This is a genomic window from Jatrophihabitans sp. sgz311053 (assembly GCF_056135305.1).
In genome coordinates this window covers 218,406-237,149 of the sequence record NZ_JBWAXP010000003.1, presented here as the reverse complement: position 1 = coordinate 237,149, position 18,744 = coordinate 218,406, and the positions used below count along the sequence as shown (strand labels likewise).

Below are 18,744 nucleotides of genomic sequence, written 5' to 3'. Positions count from 1 at the left end.
CTCATGGGTGTTCGGGCGGAATCATCCAGCAGGGACGTCGTCGGCCCGGGGTGCAGCTTCCCAGGTTACCGTCAGGTTTCACCTGACTTCGACGGCGGGCCGGTGTGGGATCTCACCTGCCCGCTCAGCGGGGCCAGGCCGCCCGGAGCTCACCGTCGATGCGCTCGCGCTCGGCCTCGTCGACCTGCTTGCCGTCACGGTCGGTGACGTAGAAGGCGTCGACCACCGTGCCGGCCAGCGAGGAGACCCGCGCGGCGCGGATGTCCAGGCCGGCGGCCTCAAGAGCGGCGGTGATGCGGCAGAGCAGGCCGATCTCGTCCTCGCCCCGGAACTCGACGACGGTGGCGTCGGCGGAGTCGTCGAACCACAGCACGGCCGGTCGGCGCCGCGGGGCGCCGGCGGGGCGACGCGAGTAGGTCTCCTCCTTCTGCCGCAGCTTCTCGGCCAGACCCAGCTCGCCGCGCATCGCGACGGCGAGGTCCTGCCGGACCCGGACCGGGTCGGGCATCTGACCGAAGCGCGGGTGGACGACGAAGCGGTTGACGGCCATCCCGGCGTGCGTCGCCACCGACGCCTCCCGGATGTCCAGCGAGTGCAGCGCCAGCACCCCGGCGGTGCGGTACAGCGTGCCGCGATCGTCGGGTGCGGCCACCAGCACCTGGTCGCCGTCGATGCGGACGGCCAGCTCGCCGGCCTCGGCCAGCGCCCGTCGCTCGTCGTCCAGCGGGCTGACCTCGGGGAGCTTGCGGCCGCCGATGGCAGCGCGGGTACGACGCGCCAGGTCGTCGATGAGGCGGGACTTCCAGTCGCTCCAGGCCGCCGGTCCGGTCGCGGTGGCATCCGCGCGGGCCAGCACCTGCAGCAGGTCGAGCAGGTCGAGGTTGTCCGCGACCGACTCCCGGACGATGGTGATGGTCATCGGGTCGGCGATGTCGCGGCGGGTCGCGGTGTTGGGCAGCAGCAGGTGGTGGCGTACCAGGCCGACGACGGTGGCCAGATCGCCCCCGGAGAGCCCCATCCGCTTGGCGATGGTCTCGGCGTGGCGCGCCCCGACGATGGAGTGGTCCTCGCCCGGATAGCCCTTGCCGATGTCGTGCAGCAGCGCGCCGAGGACGAGCAGGTCGGGGCGGTCCACCTCCGCGTCGTAGGCAGCCGCGGCGGCCGCGCACTCGAGCAGGTGCCGGTCGACGGTGTAGCGGTGCACGGGGTTGCGCTGCGCGCGGCAGCGGACGGCGTCCCACTCCGGGATCAGCGAGACGAGCAGTCCGGCCTGGTCCAGCGCCTCCAGCGTGCCGATCGCCGGACGACCGGTGCCGAGCGTGGCGAGCAGGTCCGCCAGCGCGGCCGACGGCCACGGCGTCGGCAGCGGCGCCGTCTCCGAGGCGAGCCGCTCCAGCGCGAAGGGCGCGATGGGCAGATCGTTCTCGGCGGCGGCGCGGGCCACCCGCAGCACCAGGCCGGGGTCGGCCCAGGGGTCGGCGTCACGGGCCAGCACCACCTCGCCGTCCTGCGAGACAACGTCCTTGGCCAGGCCGACCCGCTCGGGACCGGCGCTGCGCTGGCCGAAGAGCCGACGCCGGGGTCGCGACGGTCCCGAACTGGCCGCGACCCGCCGCCAGGCCGTCTCGACGGCGTGCGAGATCGAGCGGGCCGCCTCGTTGACGCGGCGCAGCAGCTGGTCGCGCGCGGTGGCATCGGTGGCGTCGGTGTAGCCGAGCGCGGCGGCGACGCCGTCCTGCTCCTGCTGGTACAGCACGTCCTCGTTGCGCGAGGTCAGCCGGTGCAGCTCGCCCCGGACGTCCAGCAGCACCGGATAGGCCTCGCGGACCCAGACCGGATAGTCGACGAGCTGCGCCGCGGCCAGCGCGTGCAGCGCCTGGGCGTCGCGCAGCCCACCCCGCGACTCCTTGAGGTTGGGTTCGAGCAGGAACGCGGCGTCCCCGGTCACCTGCCAGCGTTCGCGCGAGATCTCGCGCAGTTCGGGGAGGCGCTTGGCCGCCGTGGCGCGCCAGACGTCCAGCACCGAGCCTCTGACTCGCCCGGTGAGCCCGGCGTCGCCGGCGACGTGACGGATGTCCAGCAGGCCCAACAGGGCCTTGAGGTCGTCCCTGGCGACCGCGACGGCCTGCTCCGGCGTGCGGACGGAGTGGTCGAGGCTGACGCCGCTGTCCCAGATCGGGTACCAGACGGCGTCGGCGATGTCGCCCAGAGCGTCGACGCGGCCGTCGTGCAGCAGGACGAGGTCCAGGTCGGAGTAGGGGGCGACCTCACGACGTCCCAGGCCGCCGACCGCGACCAGCGCGACGTTCTCGACCTCGGCGACGAGCGGTCGCAGCCACTCGTCGTAGCTCTCGGCCAGTTCCTGCCGGAGCCGCGCACCGACGAGTCCGGGCCGGCGTAGGACGCCGGCCCGGACCTCGTTCAGGTTCTCTGCCAAATCGCGGTCAGACGGCGTCCGCGTCACGCTCGCCGGTGCGGACCCGCACCAGACTCTCGACGGGCGTCACCCAGACCTTGCCGTCACCGATCTTGCCGGTACGGGCGGCCTCGACGATGGCGCCGACGAGCTTGTCCACGTCGCCGTCGCCGACGATGACCTCGACCTTGACCTTCGGCACGAAGTCGACGGTGTACTCGGCGCCGCGGTAGACCTCGGTGTGTCCACGCTGCCGGCCGAAGCCCTGGACCTCGCTCACCGTCAGGCCCTGGACTCCCAGCACCTCGAGGGCGGCTTTCACGTCGTCCAACTTGAACGGCTTGACGACTGCGGTGATCTGCTTCACGCCAGCGCCCCTTCCTTCGTCGTGGTGGCCGTGCCGGGGATGCCGCTGGAGCGACCGTCCAGATCGTAGGCGGACTCGCCGTGCTCGGCGTAGTCGATGCCGTCGACCTCCTCTTCCTGCGTCACACGCCAGCCGATGGTGAACTTGATGGCGTAGCCGATGATCGCGGTGGCGACACCGGACCACAGGATGGCGATACCCGCACCGGCCGCCTGGTCACCCAGCGAGGCCCAGCCGCCGCCGTGGAAGAGACCGTCCACGCCGCCCGCGCCGGCCTTCACCGAGAAGAGACCGATGAGCACGGTGCCGATGATGCCGCCGACGAGGTGGACCCCGACGACGTCGAAGGAGTCGTCGAAGCCGAACTTGAACTTCAGGCTCACCGCCCAGGCGCAGACCGCGCCGGCGATGGCACCGATCGCGATGGCGCCGACGAGGTCCACGGCGCCACAGGCCGGGGTGATGGCGACCAGACCGGCGACCACACCGGAGGCCGCGCCGAGGGCCGAGGCCTTCTTGTGCAGGATCCGCTCGATGAGCAGCCAGCCCAGCATGGCGGCCATGGTGGCGATGGTGGTGTTGAGGAAGGTGCGGCCGGTCTCGGAGACGAACTGCTCCAGGTTGCTCGACATGCCGCCGTTCTTGCCGTCGTCCCAGCTGCCGGTGAGCACGATCGAGCCGACGTTGAAGCCGTACCAGCCGACCCAGAGCAGGCCCGCGCCGAGCATGGTGAGCGTCAGGTTGTGCGGACGCATCGGGTCGCGCGGCCAGTTGACGCGCTTGCCGACGATGAGCGCGAGGACCAGACCCGCGACACCGGCGTTGATGTGCACCGCGGTACCACCGGCGTAGTCCTGCGCGCCGATGGTCTTGCCGATGTAACCGCCGCCGAAGACCATGTGCGCCAGCGGGAAGTAGGACAGCGTCGCCCAGATGGGCAGGAAGACGATCCAGCTCGACAGCTTGACCCGGTCGGCGATGGCACCGCTGATGAGGGCCGCGGTGATCACCGCGAACGTCAGCTGGAACATCACGCCGACGTAGGCGCTCGGGTCGACGTCCTTCAACCCGAAGAGCTTGAACGGGTCGGCGAAGAGCTTGCCGTCGCCGCTGAAGCCGTCGCTGAAGCTCATCGACCAGCCCCAGAGGACATAGACGATGCCGACGACGCCCATCGAGACGAAGGACATCATCATCATGTTCAGCACCGACTTCGACCGCGACATGCCGCCGTAGAAGAAGGCCAGTGCCGGTGTCGTCATCATCAACACCAGCAGTGTCGCCACGATCATGAACGCGGTATAGCCGTCCACCAAACCTCCAGCAGGTGAGTTCGTCCGGGTCGCGCCACCCGCGCGGTGGCCCCATCCCCGATCGGGTCGAACTCTGGGTGTCGCAGGTTTCTGTCGGCTGCCGTCTGTGTTTCGCGCCGGTAACACGGCCGACCACACAGCGGCCGCAGACGGAAATGTCCGGCGATGCCCGAAGTGCCGGGCCCACTACGGTGGCGTGGTGTCCAGCCTCACCCACCGCGACGCCACCGCCCGCGCAGCACGACTGGCCGTCACCGGCTACGAGATCACGCTGGACCTCCGCGACGCGGAGACGGCCGAGACCTTCGGCAGCACCACCACCATCCGGTTCGCGACCCGACCCGACACGGCCGGACCGAGCTTCGTCGACGTCTCCCCCGCCGTGCTGGGTTCCGCGCTGCTGGACGGCCGCAACGTGGCCCCGGCCTTCGCCGACGGGCGGCTCCGGCTGGACCCGCTCACCGACGGCGAGCACGAGCTCGTGGTCACCGCCGAGATGGCGTATTCCCACGACGGCGAGGGGCTGCACCGCCACGTCGACCCCGCCGACGGTCGCCGCTACGTCTACGCCATGAGCTTCCTGGACGCTGCGCCCCGCTGGTTCGCCTGCCTCGACCAGCCCGACCTGAAGGCGCCGGTGGCGCTGGAGGTTCGCTGTCCTGCTGACTGGAGCATCGCGGGGAACGGGCCGGCGACGGAGGTGGCGCCGGGGCACTGGCGCGTGGCGGCCGGCCATCCCCTCCCCACCTACGCCACCACGGTCGTCGCCGGCCCGTATCACCGACTGCGCGACGAGCACGACGGCATCCCGCTCGTGCTGCACGTCCGTCAGTCGCTGGCCGAGCACCTCGATCGTGACGCCGCCGCGCTCTTCGACCACACCCGCCACTGCCTCGACGCGCTGCACGAGCTCTTCGGCGTGCGCTACCCATGGGGCGAGTACCACCAGGCCTTCGTCCCGGACTTCAACGCCGGCGCCATGGAGAACCCCGGCTGCGTCACACTGCGCGACGAGATGATCTTCCGGTCCCGGCCCTCCGCGGCCGAGCTGGCCAACCGTGACGTCACCATCGCCCACGAGATGGCGCACATGTGGTTCGGGGACCTGGTCACCATGCGATGGTGGGACGACCTCTGGCTCAACGAGTCCTTCGCCGAGTACCTGGGTCACCGTGCCACCGGCGAGCAGACGTGGGCCGCCTTCGGCATCGCGCGCAAGTCCTGGGGATACCGGGCCGACCGGCGGCCGAGCACGCACCCGGTCGCCGGCAACGGCGCACCGGACGCCGCCGCGGCGCTCGCCTCCTTCGACGGCATCTCCTACGCCAAGGGCGCCTCGACGCTGCGGCAGCTCTCGGCACGCCTCGGCGACGAGGTCTTCCTCGGCGGGCTGCGGCGCTACATCCGCGACCATGCGCACGGCAACGCCGAGCTGGCCGATCTGCTGGCGGCGTGGCGCGCCGAGGGCGGCGACGTCGACGCGTGGGCCGAGGCGTGGCTGCGCACCACCGGCGTCGACACGCTCACCATCGAGGGCGAGCTGCTGCTGCGGTCCGGGGACGACTCGCGCCCGCACACGGTGACGGTGTCCTCGCTCGCGGACGGGGCGTCGACCCGGCTGACCCTCACCGGCGCCTCGGTGCCCCACGGTCTCGACCCGGAGTTACCGCTGCTGCCGGACGCCCGGGACGAGACCTGGGCCAAGATCGCGCTCCGGGACTGGGCGGCGATGGCAGAGCGGCTGCCGGGACTCGCCGACGACCGAAGCCGCGTCGTGATCTGGAACGCCCTGATGCTGGCCGTCGCCGATGCCGAGCTGGACCCCCGTGTCGCTGCCGAGATCGTGACCTCCGGGCTCGCCGTCGAGTCGCACGACACGGTGGTCACCGTCGTCTCCGAGTGGTTTCTCGACGTCGTCACCGCGACCTACGTCGACGATGCAGATCGCCGCGACCTGCTCGCACCCTTCGCGGTCGCAATGGCCACGGCCGCGGAGGCGGCCAGCGGAGAGGGACGTCAGCTCAGCCTGCTGCGGGCCTCCATCCGGGCGAGTTCGGACGTGGGTCGGCTGCGGTCGCGGCTGGCGGGCGACCTGCCGGCCGGCGTCGACCTCGACCCCGAGCTGCGGTGGCACGTGCTGCGCCGTCTCTGCGAGCTGGGTGCCCTCGCCACCGACGAGCTCGCAGCCGAGACGGCGGCCGATGCGACGTCCCGCGGCGCCGCCCACGCCGCCTGGTGCCGCGCCGCCCGCCCGGATGCCGACGCCAAGGCCGCCGCCTGGACCGTGCTCATGACCGACGCCGAGCGCCCCAACCACGAGCTGTACGCCCTGGCCGGTGGCTTCTGGCGTCCGGGACAGGAGGCGCTTACCGAGGCCTACGTGCCCCGCTACTTCGCCGAGCTCCCGGCCGCGGCCGCGCTGCGGTCCGGGTGGGTCGCCGACCGGCTCACGCAGCTCGCCTATCCGGCCACCGCGGTGTCACCGCGGACTCTCACCGCCGCCGCCGAGCTCGCCGCCCGTGACGTCCTCACGCCCGGCGTGCAGCGGGCGCTCGAAGACAGTGCCGACGATCAGCGCCGCGCCCTGACCGTCCGTACCCGCTTCCCCGCCTCCGGTGAGTGGGCCGACAACAGCTGAGTGGGCCGATATTCCGGCCCGCTCACCTCGTCTCGGCCCACTCAACGCAGCTGGGCAGACGGTGGGAGGATCGCGCGGGTGACGACCCCGCAGCAGCGTTCGAACCGCGCACTGCTGCGGGCGCGCGACGCCATGGACCGCAGCTACGCCGAGGCGTTGGACGTCCCGGCCCTGGCAGCGATCGCGCACGTCTCGCCGGCCCACTTCAGCCGGAGCTTCAAACAGACCTTCGGCGACACGCCCCACCGCTACCTGCAACGCCGGCGGGTGGAGCGGGCGATGTTCCTGCTGCGCACGACCGACGACCCTGTCACCGGGATCTGCGTTGCCGTCGGCTTCAGCAGTCTGGGCACCTTCAGCCGGACGTTCCGCGACATCGTCGGAACGTCACCGAGCCGCTACCGAGCAGCCCGGCCGGTGACACCGCAGCCGGTTCCGACCTGCTTCGCCCTGTCGTGGACGCGCCCGTGCGGTGATCGAGCAGTTTCGGATAAGCGCGCCTCGGGTGCGCGCCCCTAACGTCTCGGTTCGACAGCCACCGACGATAGGAGCGCCCATGTGGAACTCGATCAACATCTCGCACGTCTTCGTCCTGGACCAGGAGGAGGCCAAGACGTTCTACGTTGACACGCTCGGCCTCGAACTGAGCGACGACATAGACTTAGGTCCGATGCGCTGGCTCACCGTCCGGGTGCCCGGCGACCCCGCGCGCGAGATCTTCCTCGAACTCGCCGGACCGCCGTCGCTGGACGAGAACTCCGCCGCGCAGGTCCGCGACCTGGTGAGCAAGGGCGCGACCGGCTTCTCTTTCGGCCTCACGACCGACGACTGCCAGGCGACGTACGAGACCCTCAAGGCCCGCGGTGTCGAGTTCACGCAGGAGCCCACGCGGCAGCCGTACGGCATCGACTGCGGCGCCCGTGACCCGTTCGGCAATCACTTCCGCATCGTGCAGCCGCTCGCTCCGCCCGCTTAGGCCGGGTGGGCCGCCGCGGCGGCGGTGAAGGCGGCCACCGCCGTCTCGATGTCCGCCGGCGTGTGAGCCGCCGAGAGCTGGACCCGGATGCGCGCCTTGCCCTGCGGCACCACCGGGTAGCTGAAGGCGATGACGTAGACGCCGTGCTCGAGCACGGTGTCGGCGATCCGGGCGGCGCGGGCGGCGTCACCGAACATCACCGGGACGATGGCGTGCTCACCCGGCAGCAGGTCGAAGCCGGCCTCGGCCATCAGCCTGCGGAACAGCGCGGCATTGGACCGCAGCTGCTCACGCTGCGCCGAACCGCCGCTGACCAGCTCCAGCGCCGCGAGGGAGCCCGCCACCACCGAGGGGGCGAGGGCGTTGGAGAAGAGGTACGGCCGGGCCCGCTGGCGCAGCAGCTCGACGATCTCCGCACGGGCGCTGACATACCCGCCCGACGCCCCGCCCAGGGCCTTGCCCAGCGTCCCGGTGTTGATGTCGACGCGGTCCTGCACGCCGAAGAGATCCGGCGTCCCGCCGCCGTTCGGGCCGACGAAGCCGACAGCGTGCGAGTCGTCCACCATCACCAACGCGTCGTAGCGTTCGGCGAGATCGCAGATCTCGGGTAGCGGCGCGAGGTAGCCGTCCATGGAGAAGACGCCGTCGGTGACGACGAGCCGCCGTCGCGCCCCGGACGCTGCCTGCAGCTGCGCCTCCAGGTCGGCCATGTCCCGGTTGCGGTAGCGCAGCCGCTGCGCCTTGCAGAGCCGGATGCCGTCGATGATGGAGGCGTGGTTGAGCTCGTCGCTGATCACCGCGTCGCGATCGTCGAGCAGCACCTCGAAGACGCCACCGTTGGCATCGAAGCAGGAGGAGAAGAGGATGGTCGCCTCGGTGCCGAGCAGGTCGGAGAGCCGCCGCTCCAGCTCGGTGTGCTGGGTCTGGGTGCCGCAGATGAAGCGGACGCTGGCCATGCCGAAGCCCCACTCGTCCAGTGCGGTCCGGGCGGCGCCGACGACGGCGGGATGGTCGGCCAGCCCCAGGTAGTTGTTCGCGCAGAAGTTCAGGACGTCGGCGCCACCGGCGCTGACGTGTGACGACTGCGGCGAGGCCAGCTGCCGCTCGTGCTTGTAGAGGCCGGCCTCGCGGATCTCGTCGAGGGTGGTGCGCAGCTGTGCGCCTACGGTTCCGTACACCATCAGACCTCCGTCCAGTCGAGCACGACCTTGCCGCACTGTGCGCCCCTGGCGGTGGCGAAGCCCTCGGCCCAGTCGCGCGCGGCGAAGCGGTGGGTGATCACCGAGCCGATGTCGAGGCCCGAGCGCAGCATCGCACTCATCGCGTACCAGGTCTCGAACATCTCACGGCCGTAGATCCCCTTGAGAGTGAGCATGTGGGTGACGACGCGACCCCAGTCCACCTCGATCGGCGCGCTGGGCAGGCCGAGCATGGCCACCCGTCCGCCGTGGTTGAGGTTGGCGACGACATCGGGGAGCGCGCTGGGGTGGCCGCTCATCTCCAGGGCGACGTCGAAACCCTCGACCATGCCGAGCCGGCGTTGCGCGTCCGCGATGGAGCCCTGCGACACGTCCAGGGCCAGGTCGACACCGAGCTGCTCGGCCAGCTCCAGCCGGTAGCGGGAGACGTCGGTGACGACGACGAAGCGGGCTCCCACGTGTCGCGCGACCGCCGCCGCCATCAGCCCGATGGGGCCGGCGCCGGTGATGAGGACGTCCTCGCCGACGAGGGGGAAGGAGAGCGCGGTGTGCACGGCGTTGCCGAACGGGTCGAAGATCGCGCCGAGGTCCGGGTCGACCGGCGTGTGGTGCACCCAGACGTTGGACTCCGGCAGCGCCACCAATTCGGCGAAGGCGCCGTCGCGGTTCACGCCGATCGAGGAGGTCCGGATGCAGAGGTGGCGCCGGCCGGCGCGGCAGTTGCGGCAGGTGCCGCAGACGACATGACCCTCGCCGCTGACCAGGTCGCCGACCTTGACGTCACGGACGCCGGGCCCGATCTCGACGACCTCGCCGCAGAACTCGTGGCCGGCCACCAATGGCGCGTTCACCGCGCCGGCCGCCCACGCGTCCCAGGACTCGATGTGCAGGTCGGTGCCGCAGATCCCGGTCCGCAGCACCCGGACGAGGACGTCGGTGGGCCCGACCGACGGCTCGGGACGATCGGTGAGTTCGAAGCCCGGCGACGCTGCCGGCTTGAACAGGGCTCTCATCTACTCCCCCAGCAACGCGTCCACGAAGGACTCCGGCTCGAAGGGGGCGAGGTCGTCGGCGCCCTCCCCCAGCCCGATGAGCTTGACGGGGACGCCCAGCTCGCGCTGCACGCTGATGACGATGCCGCCCTTGGCGGTGCCGTCCAGCTTCGTCAGCACGATGCCGGTGACGTCCACGACCTCGGTGAAGACCCGAGCCTGGACCAGGCCGTTCTGGCCGGTGGTCGCGTCGAGGACGAGGAGCGTCTCGTCCACCGGACCCTGCTTCTCCACGACGCGCTTGACCTTGCCGAGCTCGTCCATCAGCCCGACCTTGGTGTGCAGTCGACCGGCAGTGTCGATGAGGACGGTGTCGACCTTCGCCTCGGTGCCCTTCTTGACCGCGTCGAAGGCGACGCTGGCGGGGTCGCCCTGCTCCGGGCCGCGGACGGTCTCGGCGCCGACCCGCTCCCCCCACGTCTGCAGCTGATCGGCGGCGGCGGCGCGGAAGGTGTCGGCCGCGCCCAGCAGCACCGAGCGACCGTCGGCGACGAGCACGCGGGCGAGCTTGCCGCAGGTGGTGGTCTTGCCGGTGCCGTTGACGCCGACGACCATGACGACGGCGGGACGGTCCCCGGTCGGCGTCGAGCGCAGCGTCCGGTCCAGGTCCGGCTGCAGGGCGGTGACGAGCTCCTCGGCGAGCAGGGCGCGCAGCTCGCCGGTGGAGCGGGTGTTGAGCACCTTGGTGCGGGTCTTGAGCCGCTCGACGATCTCGGTGGTGGCGCCGATGCCGACGTCGGCGACGAGCAGCGACTCCTCGACCTCCTCCCAGGCATCGTCGTCGAGGTTCTCGCGGGAGAGGACCGACAGCAGCCCGCGGCCGAGGGCGTTCTGCGAGCGGGAGAGCCTGGCCCGCAGCCGCTGCATCCGTCCGGCCGTCGGCTCGGGACGGTCCAGCGTGCGATCGGCGGTGGAGGGAGACGGCACGCCGGCCTCGGGGGCGGCGATCTCCGGGGCGCCCTCGGGCGCGGCCGTCGGGACGTCGACCGAGACCTCGGGCGGGGCTACCGGGTCGGTGGTGTCGACGACGCCGATCGGTGGACGCCCCGAGCGGGTGACGTGCGTGCCCGGCGGCGTCTGCTCCCGGCTGACGGCGCGGCGGCGCGGGACCACGAGGGCGACGGTGAGGAGCAGCGCCACGACGACGATGCCGATGGCGATGAAGAGGAAGACCACGACTCCATCCTGTCAGGCGGCAGTGACATCACGGCGGGGCGCACAGCCCACTGCCCGTCCCGATGTGCGACGGTCGGTACTCACACCCACCGCGTCGCTTCGGTGGCGGCGAGAGGAGCTGGCGATGACGGACGGGACTCCGCGCCCTCGACCCGCGCCCCGCAGGAGCGTCGACCCGCCGCCGGCGGAGGTTGCTGAACCCGACGACGCACCGGCCGACCTGCCCGCCGGCAGCTCCCCCATCGTGGCAGCGGCGGCAGAACCTGCCTCGAGTCCGCCCGGGTATCACAGCACCGTGGTGGCGCCCCTGCAGATCCTGCTCGGCGTGGTCAGCGGTCTGATCGTCGCGGTCATCCTGCAGAGCCTGGACAGCGGACTGTGGCCCGTCGCCGTCCTCCTCTTCCTCCTGGCGGCCGCCACCGGCTGGTACCTCTCCCCCGTCTCGGTCGATGTCGTCGGCCGGCGGGTCATCGTCGGGCAGGGTCGCCGCGAACGCGACCCGCTGGTGATCTACCTCGGCGAGGTCCGGGACGCCGAACTCCGCGACGTCACCCTCGCCCAATGCCTCGGCTTCGGCGGCGTCGAGTCCGACGACCGCACCACGCGCCTCGCCGTCCGCCCCGGCGCGACGCTGGTCCTCACCCAGCACAACGGCGAACGGCTGCTCGTCAGCGTCGCCGACGGCCCCGCCGCGCTTCGGGCGCTACAGCTCAGCGGGCGCTAACTCAGCCGGCCCTGACCTCATTCGTCGGCGAGGAGCCTCCCCGCCGCGACGACGACTGCCGGAAGCACAACGATCGCGGCTTGCAGCACACCGCTGGCCATGCACCACACCACGAAACCTGCGCAGGTCGCCAGCAGCGAGCCCAGGACGACGACCCTGGGACGGCCTCGGTCGAGCGGCACCGTGGCCCAGACGCAGGACATCACGAACATCAGCGGCAAGCCGACGATGAGGAGTGCCCCGACTCCGCCCGTCACCCGCGGTGCCCTGGCTCATGCCGCAGTGGTGAACGCTCCGTAGTCGCAAGATCACCGACCTTCATTGCCTCTCACCCTCGACCCGCTCTGCGAGCAAGGTGAAGCCGTCCACCATGAGTCGCATGAGCGCGATACCGACCGCCGGGACGACAACGATCCCGCCGGACCCGAAGTCCAGGGATGCGCACCACCCGGCGAAGGCGGCACACGCGGCGAGTAACACCGCCGGTGAGACTGCCCTGCTGCGCGGCGAACGGAACGGGTACAGCGCCCAGCAGCACGATGCCAGCAGCACGAACGGCATTCCGAAGAAAAGCAGAGCCAAGCTGACACCACCACCTACTTCTCTCGATGCACGGACTTCGTGACCGAGCCGACCTTCAGCGCAAACGCGCTTGGATCGGCTGGTTCTCCGCACCGTATGACGACGCCCGCACCGGAACCGGTGCGGGCGTCGTGGCGGAAGACGTTGGTCAGCGCGTCGCGACCAGACCGCCGGTCTGGTACTCGCTCCACGGGACGTTCCAGAGTCCGTAGCCCTGGCCCATCTGCATCATCGGGCCGTTGGCGTTGGGGAAGGTGACGACGTCGCCGACGCGGAGATCGCCGTAGAGGGCCTCCGCGTCCGCCGGCTTGAGGTTGGTGCAGCCGTTGGACGAGTTGATGCCGTTGTTGATATTGCTGATGTTCCACGGCGCCGAGTGCAGGTATTCGCCACCGTAGGTGAGGCGCTGGGTGTCCTTCACGTGCGCCTCGTAGTACCCCGGACCACGCATCGAGATGTCGCGACCCTTCTCCATGATGACCTTGATGCCGCGCTGCGTGGGGGTGTTGCGGGCACCGAGGGAGACCGGGTACGTCAGCTTCTTCTTGCCGTTGACCGTCAGCGTCAGTTCGTGCGTGGAGTTGTCGACGGTGACGATGCGCCGGTCGCCGATCTTGAAGTCCAGCGAGCTCAGCTTGCCGTCGGAGACGTAGTTGCCACCCAACGAGGTCCCGGCGGGCGGGAACTCGACGTGGATCTTCGAGTCGGCCGGCCAGTAGTTCTTCGGCCGCAGCTGCGCCTCGATGGGCCCGCGACCCGCGCTGGAGTACTGGAAGTACCAGGCGGTGTCGAGCGGCTGGCCGTTGGCCGTCGTCTTGGTCGCGGCCTGGAATGCCTTCGCGTCGGTGATCTTCTTGGAGAAGTAGACGATGACCGGCATGCCGACGCCGTAGGTCACCCCGTCGCTGTTGATCGTGGTGATCTTCACGGCCTGCTTCGGTGCGGCGGTCGGCGAGGCCGAGGTCGACGCGGCACCTGCGGAGGTGGACTCCGAGGCGGCAGGAGCGGACCCGGTCTTGGTCACCGTCTTGTCCGGGCTGCTGCTACTGCCGGACGAGCAGGCGGTCACGGCGAGCGCGAGCACGGCCAGCAGCAGCACGACGAGGCGGCTCTTGCGCAGGGATATCAGCTTCGACACGCCGACCACGGTAGGTGACGACGGCAAACCTGCACCAATGGGCCGCTTCTTTTCACAGTTAGGCAACCCCGGCGGGATCTTCGGTCAGCCGGCGTCGCGAAGCCGCTGGCTGATGACCTGGGTCACACCGTCACCGCGCATCGTCACGCCGTAGAGCGCGTCGGCGATCTCCATCGTCCGCTTCTGGTGGGTGATCTGGATGATCTGGCTGGACTCCCGCAGCTGCGCGATGAGCTCGAGCAGGCGGCCCAGGTTGACGTCGTCGAGCGCCGCCTCGATCTCGTCCATGACGTAGAACGGGCTGGGGCGGGCGCGGAAGATCGCCACCAGCAGCGCCACCGCCACCAGCGAGCGCTCCCCGCCGGAGAGCAGCGAGAGTCGCTTCACCTTCTTGCCCGGCGGCCGGGCCTCGACATCGATGCCGGTGAGCAGCATGTCGTCGGGCTCGGTGAGCACGAGCCGCCCCTCCCCGCCGGGGAAGAGCGTGCCGAAGACGACCTGGAACTCGCGAGCGACATCGTGGTAAGCGGCCGTGAAGACCTCGAGGATGCGGTCGTCGACCTCCTTGACCACCGTCAGCAAGTCACGCCGCGTCGCCTTGAGGTCCTCCAGCTGGGTGGAGAGAAACTGGTGCCGTTCCTCCAGGGCGGCGAACTCCTCCAGCGCGAGCGGGTTCACCTTGCCCAGGAGCGCGAGATCCCGCTCGGCGCGGGCGGCCCGCTTCTCCTGCACCGCGCGGTCGTACGGGCCGGGCTGCGGGGCGGTGACCTGCTCGCCGCGCTCCTTGGCCTGCTCGTACTCGGCGACCTCGATCGCGCTCGGCGGGGCGGGCTGGTCGGGGCCGTACTCGGCGGCGAGCGTGTCGAGCTCGACGCCGTACTCGTCGGCCGCGCGCTGCTCCAGCTGCTCGACGCGCAGCCGCTGCTCGGCTCGCATGACCTCGTCGCGGTGGACGGCATCGGTGAGCCGCCCCAGCTCCTCGGCCAGCCGACGGACCGTGCCCCGGACCTCGGCGGCCTCGGCCTCCCGGGCGGCGCGGGACTGCTGGACGGCGTCCCGCTCGGCCGCGGCGGCGGTCACCGAGTCGGCGATCCTGGTCACGGCGGCCCGGGCGGCGTCGCGGACCTCACCGGCGATGACGGCACCCCGGGCCCGAGCCTCGCGGGCCTGCTGCCGGCGCTTGCGGGCGGCGCGCTCGATCTCGGCGGCACGGTGGAGCTGGTCGGCGCGGCCCTTCAGCGAGCGCACCCGCTCCTCGCCGGTGCGGACCTGCAGCCGCGCCTCCATCTCGCCCTGCCGCGCCTCGGTCACCTGTTCCTGCAGACCGTCGCGCTCGGCGGTGTCGGGCTCGGCCGGCTCGTCGGAGGCGGTCTCGGCGAGGCTGAGCCGCTCCTCCAGCTCGGCCAAGCCGCTGAGGTCCTTCTCCCGCCCCGCGTCCACCTTGGCGCGCGCCTCGTCCAAACGGGCCGCCTCGGCAGCGGCGGAACGGGCGACCTGCCCCAGCTGGGCGAGCCGCTCCGCGACCGCCGACAGCGCCGCGTCGGACTGGTGCAGCGCCTCCAGGGCCGCCTCGACCGCAGCCTTCTTCTCGGCCGCGTCGGCGCGCGCGGTGGCCAGCTCGGCGGAGAGCCGCTCGTGGCGGGTGGCGGCCTCGTCAGCCTTCTGCTTGGCCTCGTCGATGGCGGCGTTGATCTCGATCGTCGACGGACCGGAGGCCGAGCCACCCTGGACGAGCGCCCGCGAGTAGACGTCGCCCTCGCGCGTGACCACCGTGCGGATGGCGTCCGTCTCCAGGCAGGCGGCCACGAGACCGGGATCGTCGACGACGACGGCAGTGCCGAGCAGCCTCGTGATTGCGACGTCCAGGTCGGCCGGCACCTCGACCAGTGACAGGGCCAGGTGCGCGCCGTCGGGGCAGCGCAGGTCGGGGGCCGCCGCGCCCACGGCACCGGCGACCACGAAGCTCGCCCGCCCCGCGTCCTCGGCCTTGAGATGGGCCAGGCCGGCGTCCGCGTCGGCCAGGGTGCCCACCGTGACCGCGTCCGCCGCAGGCCCCAGGGCAGCCGCGATCGCGGCCTCGTAACCCGGCCGGACGGTCAAGGCATCGGCGAGCGTGCCGCGCACGCCGGGCAGCCGCTCCCCCGCCGTCAGCAGGACCTCGGTGCCGTCCTTGCGGGAGAGCCCGACCGCGAGGGCGTCGGCCCGTGCGGTCCACGTGGAGCGGTCCCGCTCGGCCTCCCGCTCAGCCGCGGCCAGCTCCCGGACCACCGCCTCGGCGGCATCGAGGGCGGCCACGGCGTCCTCGTGGCGCGCGTCCAGACCCAGTTCGCCGGCGTCCATCGCCCCGACCTCGTTCTGGACCGCCGCCAGCTGGACCTCGGCCTCGGCCGCACGGGTACGGGCGTCGGCGGCTGCAGCGGCGAGGCGTTCGCTCTCCTCACGCGCCGAGGTGACCCGGGTGCGCACGGCATTCACCTGCCCGGCGAGCCGGGCCAGGCCTTCCCGGCGATCGGCCACGGCGCGCACCGCCGCCACGACCGCCCGTTCGGCCTCGGTCAGCCGGCGCTCCAGGTCCTGCCGGTAGCCGACGACCTCGCTCAGCTCGGCGTGGGCGGCGTCGAGCTGCTGCTGAAGTTCGGACTCCTGCTCCCGCACCTTGGCCGCCTCGGCGTCCATGGCCTCCGGATCGCGCCCGGTGCGGCTGTCGTCCTCGGGCGCGGTGGCCAGATGCCGGGCTCGCTCGGTGGCCAGCGACGCCGTGCCGCGCAGCCGCTCGTCGAGGGTGGAGAGGCGATGGAAGGTCTCCTGCGCCCGCGCCAGCAGCGGCGCGTCGGCGGCCATGGCGGCGTCCAGCTCGGCCTCGCGGGCGCGCGCCTGCTGCAGCGCCGCCTCGACCTCGCTGCGCCGGGTGCGGATCGCCTCCTCGTCGGCGACCTCCCGCTCGATCGCGTCGCGCAGCGTCAGCAGGTCGTCGGCGAGCAGCCGCAGTCGCGAATCACGCAGCTCGGCCTGCACGCCCTGGGCCCGGCGGGCGATCTCGGCCTGCCGACCCAGCGGCTTGAGCTGCCGGCGCAGCTCGGTGGTGAGGTCGGTGATGCGGGTGAGGTTCGCCTGCATCGCGTCCAGCTTGCGGAGCGCCTTCTCCTTGCGCTTGCGGTGCTTGAGGACGCCGGCGGCCTCCTCGATGAAGCCGCGGCGATCCTCGGGACGGGCCTGCAGCACGGCGTCGAGCTGACCCTGGCCGACGATGACGTGCATCTCGCGGCCGATGCCGGAGTCCGAGAGCAGCTCCTGGATGTCGAGCAGCCGGGCGCTCTCACCGTTGATCTCGTACTCGCTGCTGCCCTCGCGGAACATCCGGCGGGTGATCGACACCTCGCTGAACTCGATGGGCAGCGCGCCGTCGTTGTTGTCGATGGTGAGGGTGACCTCGGCCCGGCCGAGCGGCGGCCGGCCGGAGGTCCCGGCGAAGATGACGTCCTCCATCTTGCCGCCGCGCAGCGCCTTGGCGCCCTGCTCGCCGAGGACCCAGGCGATGGCGTCGACGACGTTGCTCTTGCCCGAGCCGTTGGGGCCGACGACGGCGGTGATGCCGGGTTCGAAACGCAGCGTGGTCGCCGAGGCGAAGGACTTGAAGCCCCGCAGCGTCAGCGATTTCAGGTGCACTGCGTACTCAACACTCCCGGCTCGGGCAGGTCGGCGGCGTCGGCGGTGTCACCCGGAACGCGTGCCGCGGCGAAGGTCGGCGACGAACCTACCCTGTGCTCCCGCGAGGCGGGAGCCTGACGCCGAGGTTCGGGTGCTGCTCAGGCCAGGGCGGGCTCGGCCGTCTCGGCCAGGCGGTGCAGCTCGAGCTCGAGGGTCTCCTCGGAGCGGGCGCGGACAGTGTCCAGTTCGGCCTCGAGCTCGGCGACGCGACGGCGCAGCCGGGCCACCTCGTAGGCGAGGAGGTTCTCGTGCGATGGTCCGACGTGACCCAGGAGGGCGCGTGCCATGATGCGACCTTTCGATGTTCCCGCGTGGTGTCCGCCCGGATCCGGGCCGGGATTGCCGGCGCCGGACGGCCCGTGCGGACGTGGCCGATGGTGTGTGGACGCGGCGGGGGTGCGATCACTGCCGTGCAACACCGACTGGAAGAGCCGCGGCGGACTCTGCGATCAGTGGGCAGCACAGGGCACTGTCCCGTCTTGTCACTGAATGGTGACACCGGGCGGGTGGACGGGTCAACCTGACCGGCGCGCCGTCGTCAGCTGGTGCTGGTCAGTTCCGCGGCGGTCGCTGGCAGCGCGGGCACCAGAAGCTCGACCGGTTGGTGAAGACACTGCGCCGGATCGCGGTCCCACAGCGCGGACACGGCCTGCCCTCCCGCCCGTAGACGGCGAGCGACCGGTCGAAGTAGCCGCTCTGGCCGTTGACGTTGACGTAGAGGGCATCGAAGGAGGTCCCCCCGGCGCGGAGCGCGTCCGTCAGCACGGCGCGGACGTGTGCGAGCAGCTCGGTCACGACGGGGCGGGTCAGCGCCGACGAGCGTCGCTCGCCGTGCAGTCGGGCCCGCCACAGCGACTCGTCGGCGTAGATGTTGCCGATTCCCGAGATGAGCGTCTGGTCCAGCAGGGACCGCTTCAGGGCCGACTGCTTGCGGCGCAGCCGTGAGAAGAAGAGGTCGTCGTCGAACGCGGGATCCAACGGGTCGCGGGCGATGTGGACGATCTCGCCGGGCACCTGCTCGTCGGGACGGTCCGGCGCCGGGACGAGACGGTCCAGCATCACGCCGCCGAAGGTGCGCTGGTCGACGAAGCGCAGCTCCCGACCGCCGTCACTGAAGCTCAACCGGACGTGGAGGTGCTTCTCCTCCGGAGCGTCCGGGGGCTGGACGAGCAGCTGTCCGGACATGCCGAGGTGGGCGACGAGCGTCTCGTCGGTCGTCCCGGCCGGCGACTCCAGCGGCAGCCAGAGGTACTTGCCGCGCCGCGAGACGGCGGCGACCCGCATCCCCCGCAGCCGGGCGACGAGGTCGTCGGCACCGGGGAGGTGTCGCCGGACCGAGCGCGGATGGCGCACCTCGGCGGCAGCGATGGTCCGGCCGGCGACCCAGCGCTGCAGGCCGTCGCGGACCGTCTCGACCTCGGGCAGTTCGGGCACGCAATTACTCCGACGGGGACG

The 18,744-nt window shown here is 71.6% G+C and carries 16 protein-coding genes; 5 read left to right on the top strand and 11 right to left on the bottom strand.

Translation table 11 applies throughout. The features are described from left to right. Positions 1 to 124: 124 nt before the first annotated feature. Genes AC0NZQ_RS19095 through AC0NZQ_RS19085 form a run of 3 tightly spaced genes read right to left on the bottom strand, consistent with a single transcriptional unit; the run spans position 125 to position 4,075 of the window. Positions 125 to 2,437, bottom strand: a complete 2,313-nt coding sequence (locus tag AC0NZQ_RS19095) for a [protein-PII] uridylyltransferase (protein ID WP_474531664.1) — start codon at positions 2,435 to 2,437, stop codon at positions 125 to 127. Positions 2,438 to 2,444: 7 nt separating this feature from the next. Continuing rightward, entirely contained in the window at positions 2,445 to 2,783 is a 339-nt protein-coding gene (locus AC0NZQ_RS19090; RefSeq protein WP_474531663.1) for a P-II family nitrogen regulator, read from the bottom strand. Beyond that, positions 2,780 to 4,075: an ammonium transporter gene (locus AC0NZQ_RS19085; RefSeq protein WP_474532032.1), complete on the bottom strand. Its 1,296-nt coding sequence runs from the start codon at positions 4,073 to 4,075 to the stop codon at positions 2,780 to 2,782. The genes AC0NZQ_RS19090 and AC0NZQ_RS19085 overlap by 4 nt, the downstream gene beginning before the upstream one ends. A gap of 220 nt (positions 4,076 to 4,295) precedes the next feature. Between AC0NZQ_RS19085 and pepN the strand changes: the two genes are divergently transcribed. The 3 genes from pepN to AC0NZQ_RS19070 all read left to right on the top strand — a co-directional run bounded on the left by pepN (position 4,296) and on the right by AC0NZQ_RS19070 (position 7,710). Continuing rightward, on the top strand, positions 4,296 to 6,734 hold the full coding sequence (gene pepN, locus AC0NZQ_RS19080) for an aminopeptidase N (RefSeq protein WP_474531662.1): 2,439 nt from the start codon (positions 4,296 to 4,298) through the stop codon (positions 6,732 to 6,734). 132 nt (positions 6,735 to 6,866) lie between these two features. Further along, positions 6,867 to 7,253, top strand: a complete 387-nt coding sequence (locus tag AC0NZQ_RS19075) for a helix-turn-helix domain-containing protein (RefSeq protein ID WP_474532031.1) — start codon at positions 6,867 to 6,869, stop codon at positions 7,251 to 7,253. Positions 7,254 to 7,290: 37 nt separating this feature from the next. Beyond that, positions 7,291 to 7,710, top strand: a complete 420-nt coding sequence (locus AC0NZQ_RS19070) for a VOC family protein (RefSeq protein WP_474531661.1) — start codon at positions 7,291 to 7,293, stop codon at positions 7,708 to 7,710. Here AC0NZQ_RS19070 and AC0NZQ_RS19065 read toward each other — a convergent pair. The 3 genes from AC0NZQ_RS19065 to ftsY are packed head-to-tail and all read right to left on the bottom strand — an operon-like array spanning position 7,707 to position 11,137. Continuing rightward, the gene (locus tag AC0NZQ_RS19065; protein ID WP_474532030.1) at positions 7,707 to 8,888 is read right to left on the bottom strand and encodes a glycine C-acetyltransferase; all 1,182 of its coding nucleotides are present in this window, start codon (positions 8,886 to 8,888) and stop codon (positions 7,707 to 7,709) included. The genes AC0NZQ_RS19070 and AC0NZQ_RS19065 overlap by 4 nt on opposite strands. A gap of 2 nt (positions 8,889 to 8,890) precedes the next feature. After that, complete coding sequence (tdh, locus tag AC0NZQ_RS19060; RefSeq protein ID WP_474531660.1) at positions 8,891 to 9,922, bottom strand: L-threonine 3-dehydrogenase; 1,032 nt, start codon at positions 9,920 to 9,922, stop codon at positions 8,891 to 8,893. Beyond that, entirely contained in the window at positions 9,923 to 11,137 is a 1,215-nt protein-coding gene (gene ftsY / locus AC0NZQ_RS19055) for a signal recognition particle-docking protein FtsY (RefSeq protein ID WP_474531659.1), read from the bottom strand. A gap of 295 nt (positions 11,138 to 11,432) precedes the next feature. Between ftsY and AC0NZQ_RS19050 the strand changes: the two genes are divergently transcribed. After that, positions 11,433 to 11,861, top strand: a complete 429-nt coding sequence (locus AC0NZQ_RS19050) for a hypothetical protein (RefSeq protein WP_474531658.1) — start codon at positions 11,433 to 11,435, stop codon at positions 11,859 to 11,861. A gap of 17 nt (positions 11,862 to 11,878) precedes the next feature. Here AC0NZQ_RS19050 and AC0NZQ_RS19045 read toward each other — a convergent pair whose 3' ends face one another. Continuing rightward, positions 11,879 to 12,118: a hypothetical protein gene (locus AC0NZQ_RS19045; protein ID WP_474531657.1), complete on the bottom strand. Its 240-nt coding sequence runs from the start codon at positions 12,116 to 12,118 to the stop codon at positions 11,879 to 11,881. Between the two features lie 122 nt (positions 12,119 to 12,240). On the opposite strand from AC0NZQ_RS19045, the gene AC0NZQ_RS19040 reads away from it, so the two are divergent. Then, a complete protein-coding gene (locus AC0NZQ_RS19040; RefSeq protein WP_474531656.1) occupies positions 12,241 to 12,486 on the top strand; it encodes a hypothetical protein in 246 nt (81 codons plus the stop codon). A 105-nt stretch (positions 12,487 to 12,591) separates the two neighbouring features. On the opposite strand, the gene AC0NZQ_RS19035 is transcribed toward AC0NZQ_RS19040, so the two are convergent. The 4 genes from AC0NZQ_RS19035 to mutM form a co-directional block, all read right to left on the bottom strand. After that, positions 12,592 to 13,581: a L,D-transpeptidase gene (locus AC0NZQ_RS19035; RefSeq protein ID WP_474531655.1), complete on the bottom strand. Its 990-nt coding sequence runs from the start codon at positions 13,579 to 13,581 to the stop codon at positions 12,592 to 12,594. 84 nt (positions 13,582 to 13,665) lie between these two features. After that, positions 13,666 to 17,247 (bottom strand): chromosome segregation protein SMC, encoded by a 3,582-nt coding sequence (smc, locus tag AC0NZQ_RS19030; protein ID WP_474531654.1) that lies wholly within the window; start codon positions 17,245 to 17,247, stop codon positions 13,666 to 13,668. Between the two features lie 140 nt (positions 17,248 to 17,387). Then, positions 17,388 to 17,576, bottom strand: coding sequence for a hypothetical protein (locus AC0NZQ_RS19025; protein WP_474531652.1), 189 nt, complete (start codon positions 17,574 to 17,576; stop codon positions 17,388 to 17,390). Positions 17,577 to 17,841: 265 nt separating this feature from the next. After that, positions 17,842 to 18,723 (bottom strand): bifunctional DNA-formamidopyrimidine glycosylase/DNA-(apurinic or apyrimidinic site) lyase, encoded by an 882-nt coding sequence (mutM, locus tag AC0NZQ_RS19020; RefSeq protein WP_474531651.1) that lies wholly within the window; start codon positions 18,721 to 18,723, stop codon positions 17,842 to 17,844. Positions 18,724 to 18,744 lie beyond the last annotated feature (21 nt).

Excerpts from the sequence above, each read along its gene's own strand:
- AC0NZQ_RS19025 (WP_474531652.1), bottom strand. The coding sequence starts at position 17,576 with ATGGCACGCGCCCTCCTGGGTCACGTCGGACCATCGCACGAGAACCTC.
- AC0NZQ_RS19070 (WP_474531661.1), top strand. The coding sequence starts at position 7,291 with ATGTGGAACTCGATCAACATCTCGCACGTCTTCGTCCTGGACCAGGAG.
- AC0NZQ_RS19040 (WP_474531656.1), top strand. The coding sequence starts at position 12,241 with ATGAGCGCGATACCGACCGCCGGGACGACAACGATCCCGCCGGACCCG.
- tdh (WP_474531660.1), bottom strand. The coding sequence starts at position 9,922 with ATGAGAGCCCTGTTCAAGCCGGCAGCGTCGCCGGGCTTCGAACTCACC.
- AC0NZQ_RS19085 (WP_474532032.1), bottom strand. The coding sequence starts at position 4,075 with ATGATCGTGGCGACACTGCTGGTGTTGATGATGACGACACCGGCACTG.
- AC0NZQ_RS19075 (WP_474532031.1), top strand. The coding sequence starts at position 6,867 with ATGGACCGCAGCTACGCCGAGGCGTTGGACGTCCCGGCCCTGGCAGCG.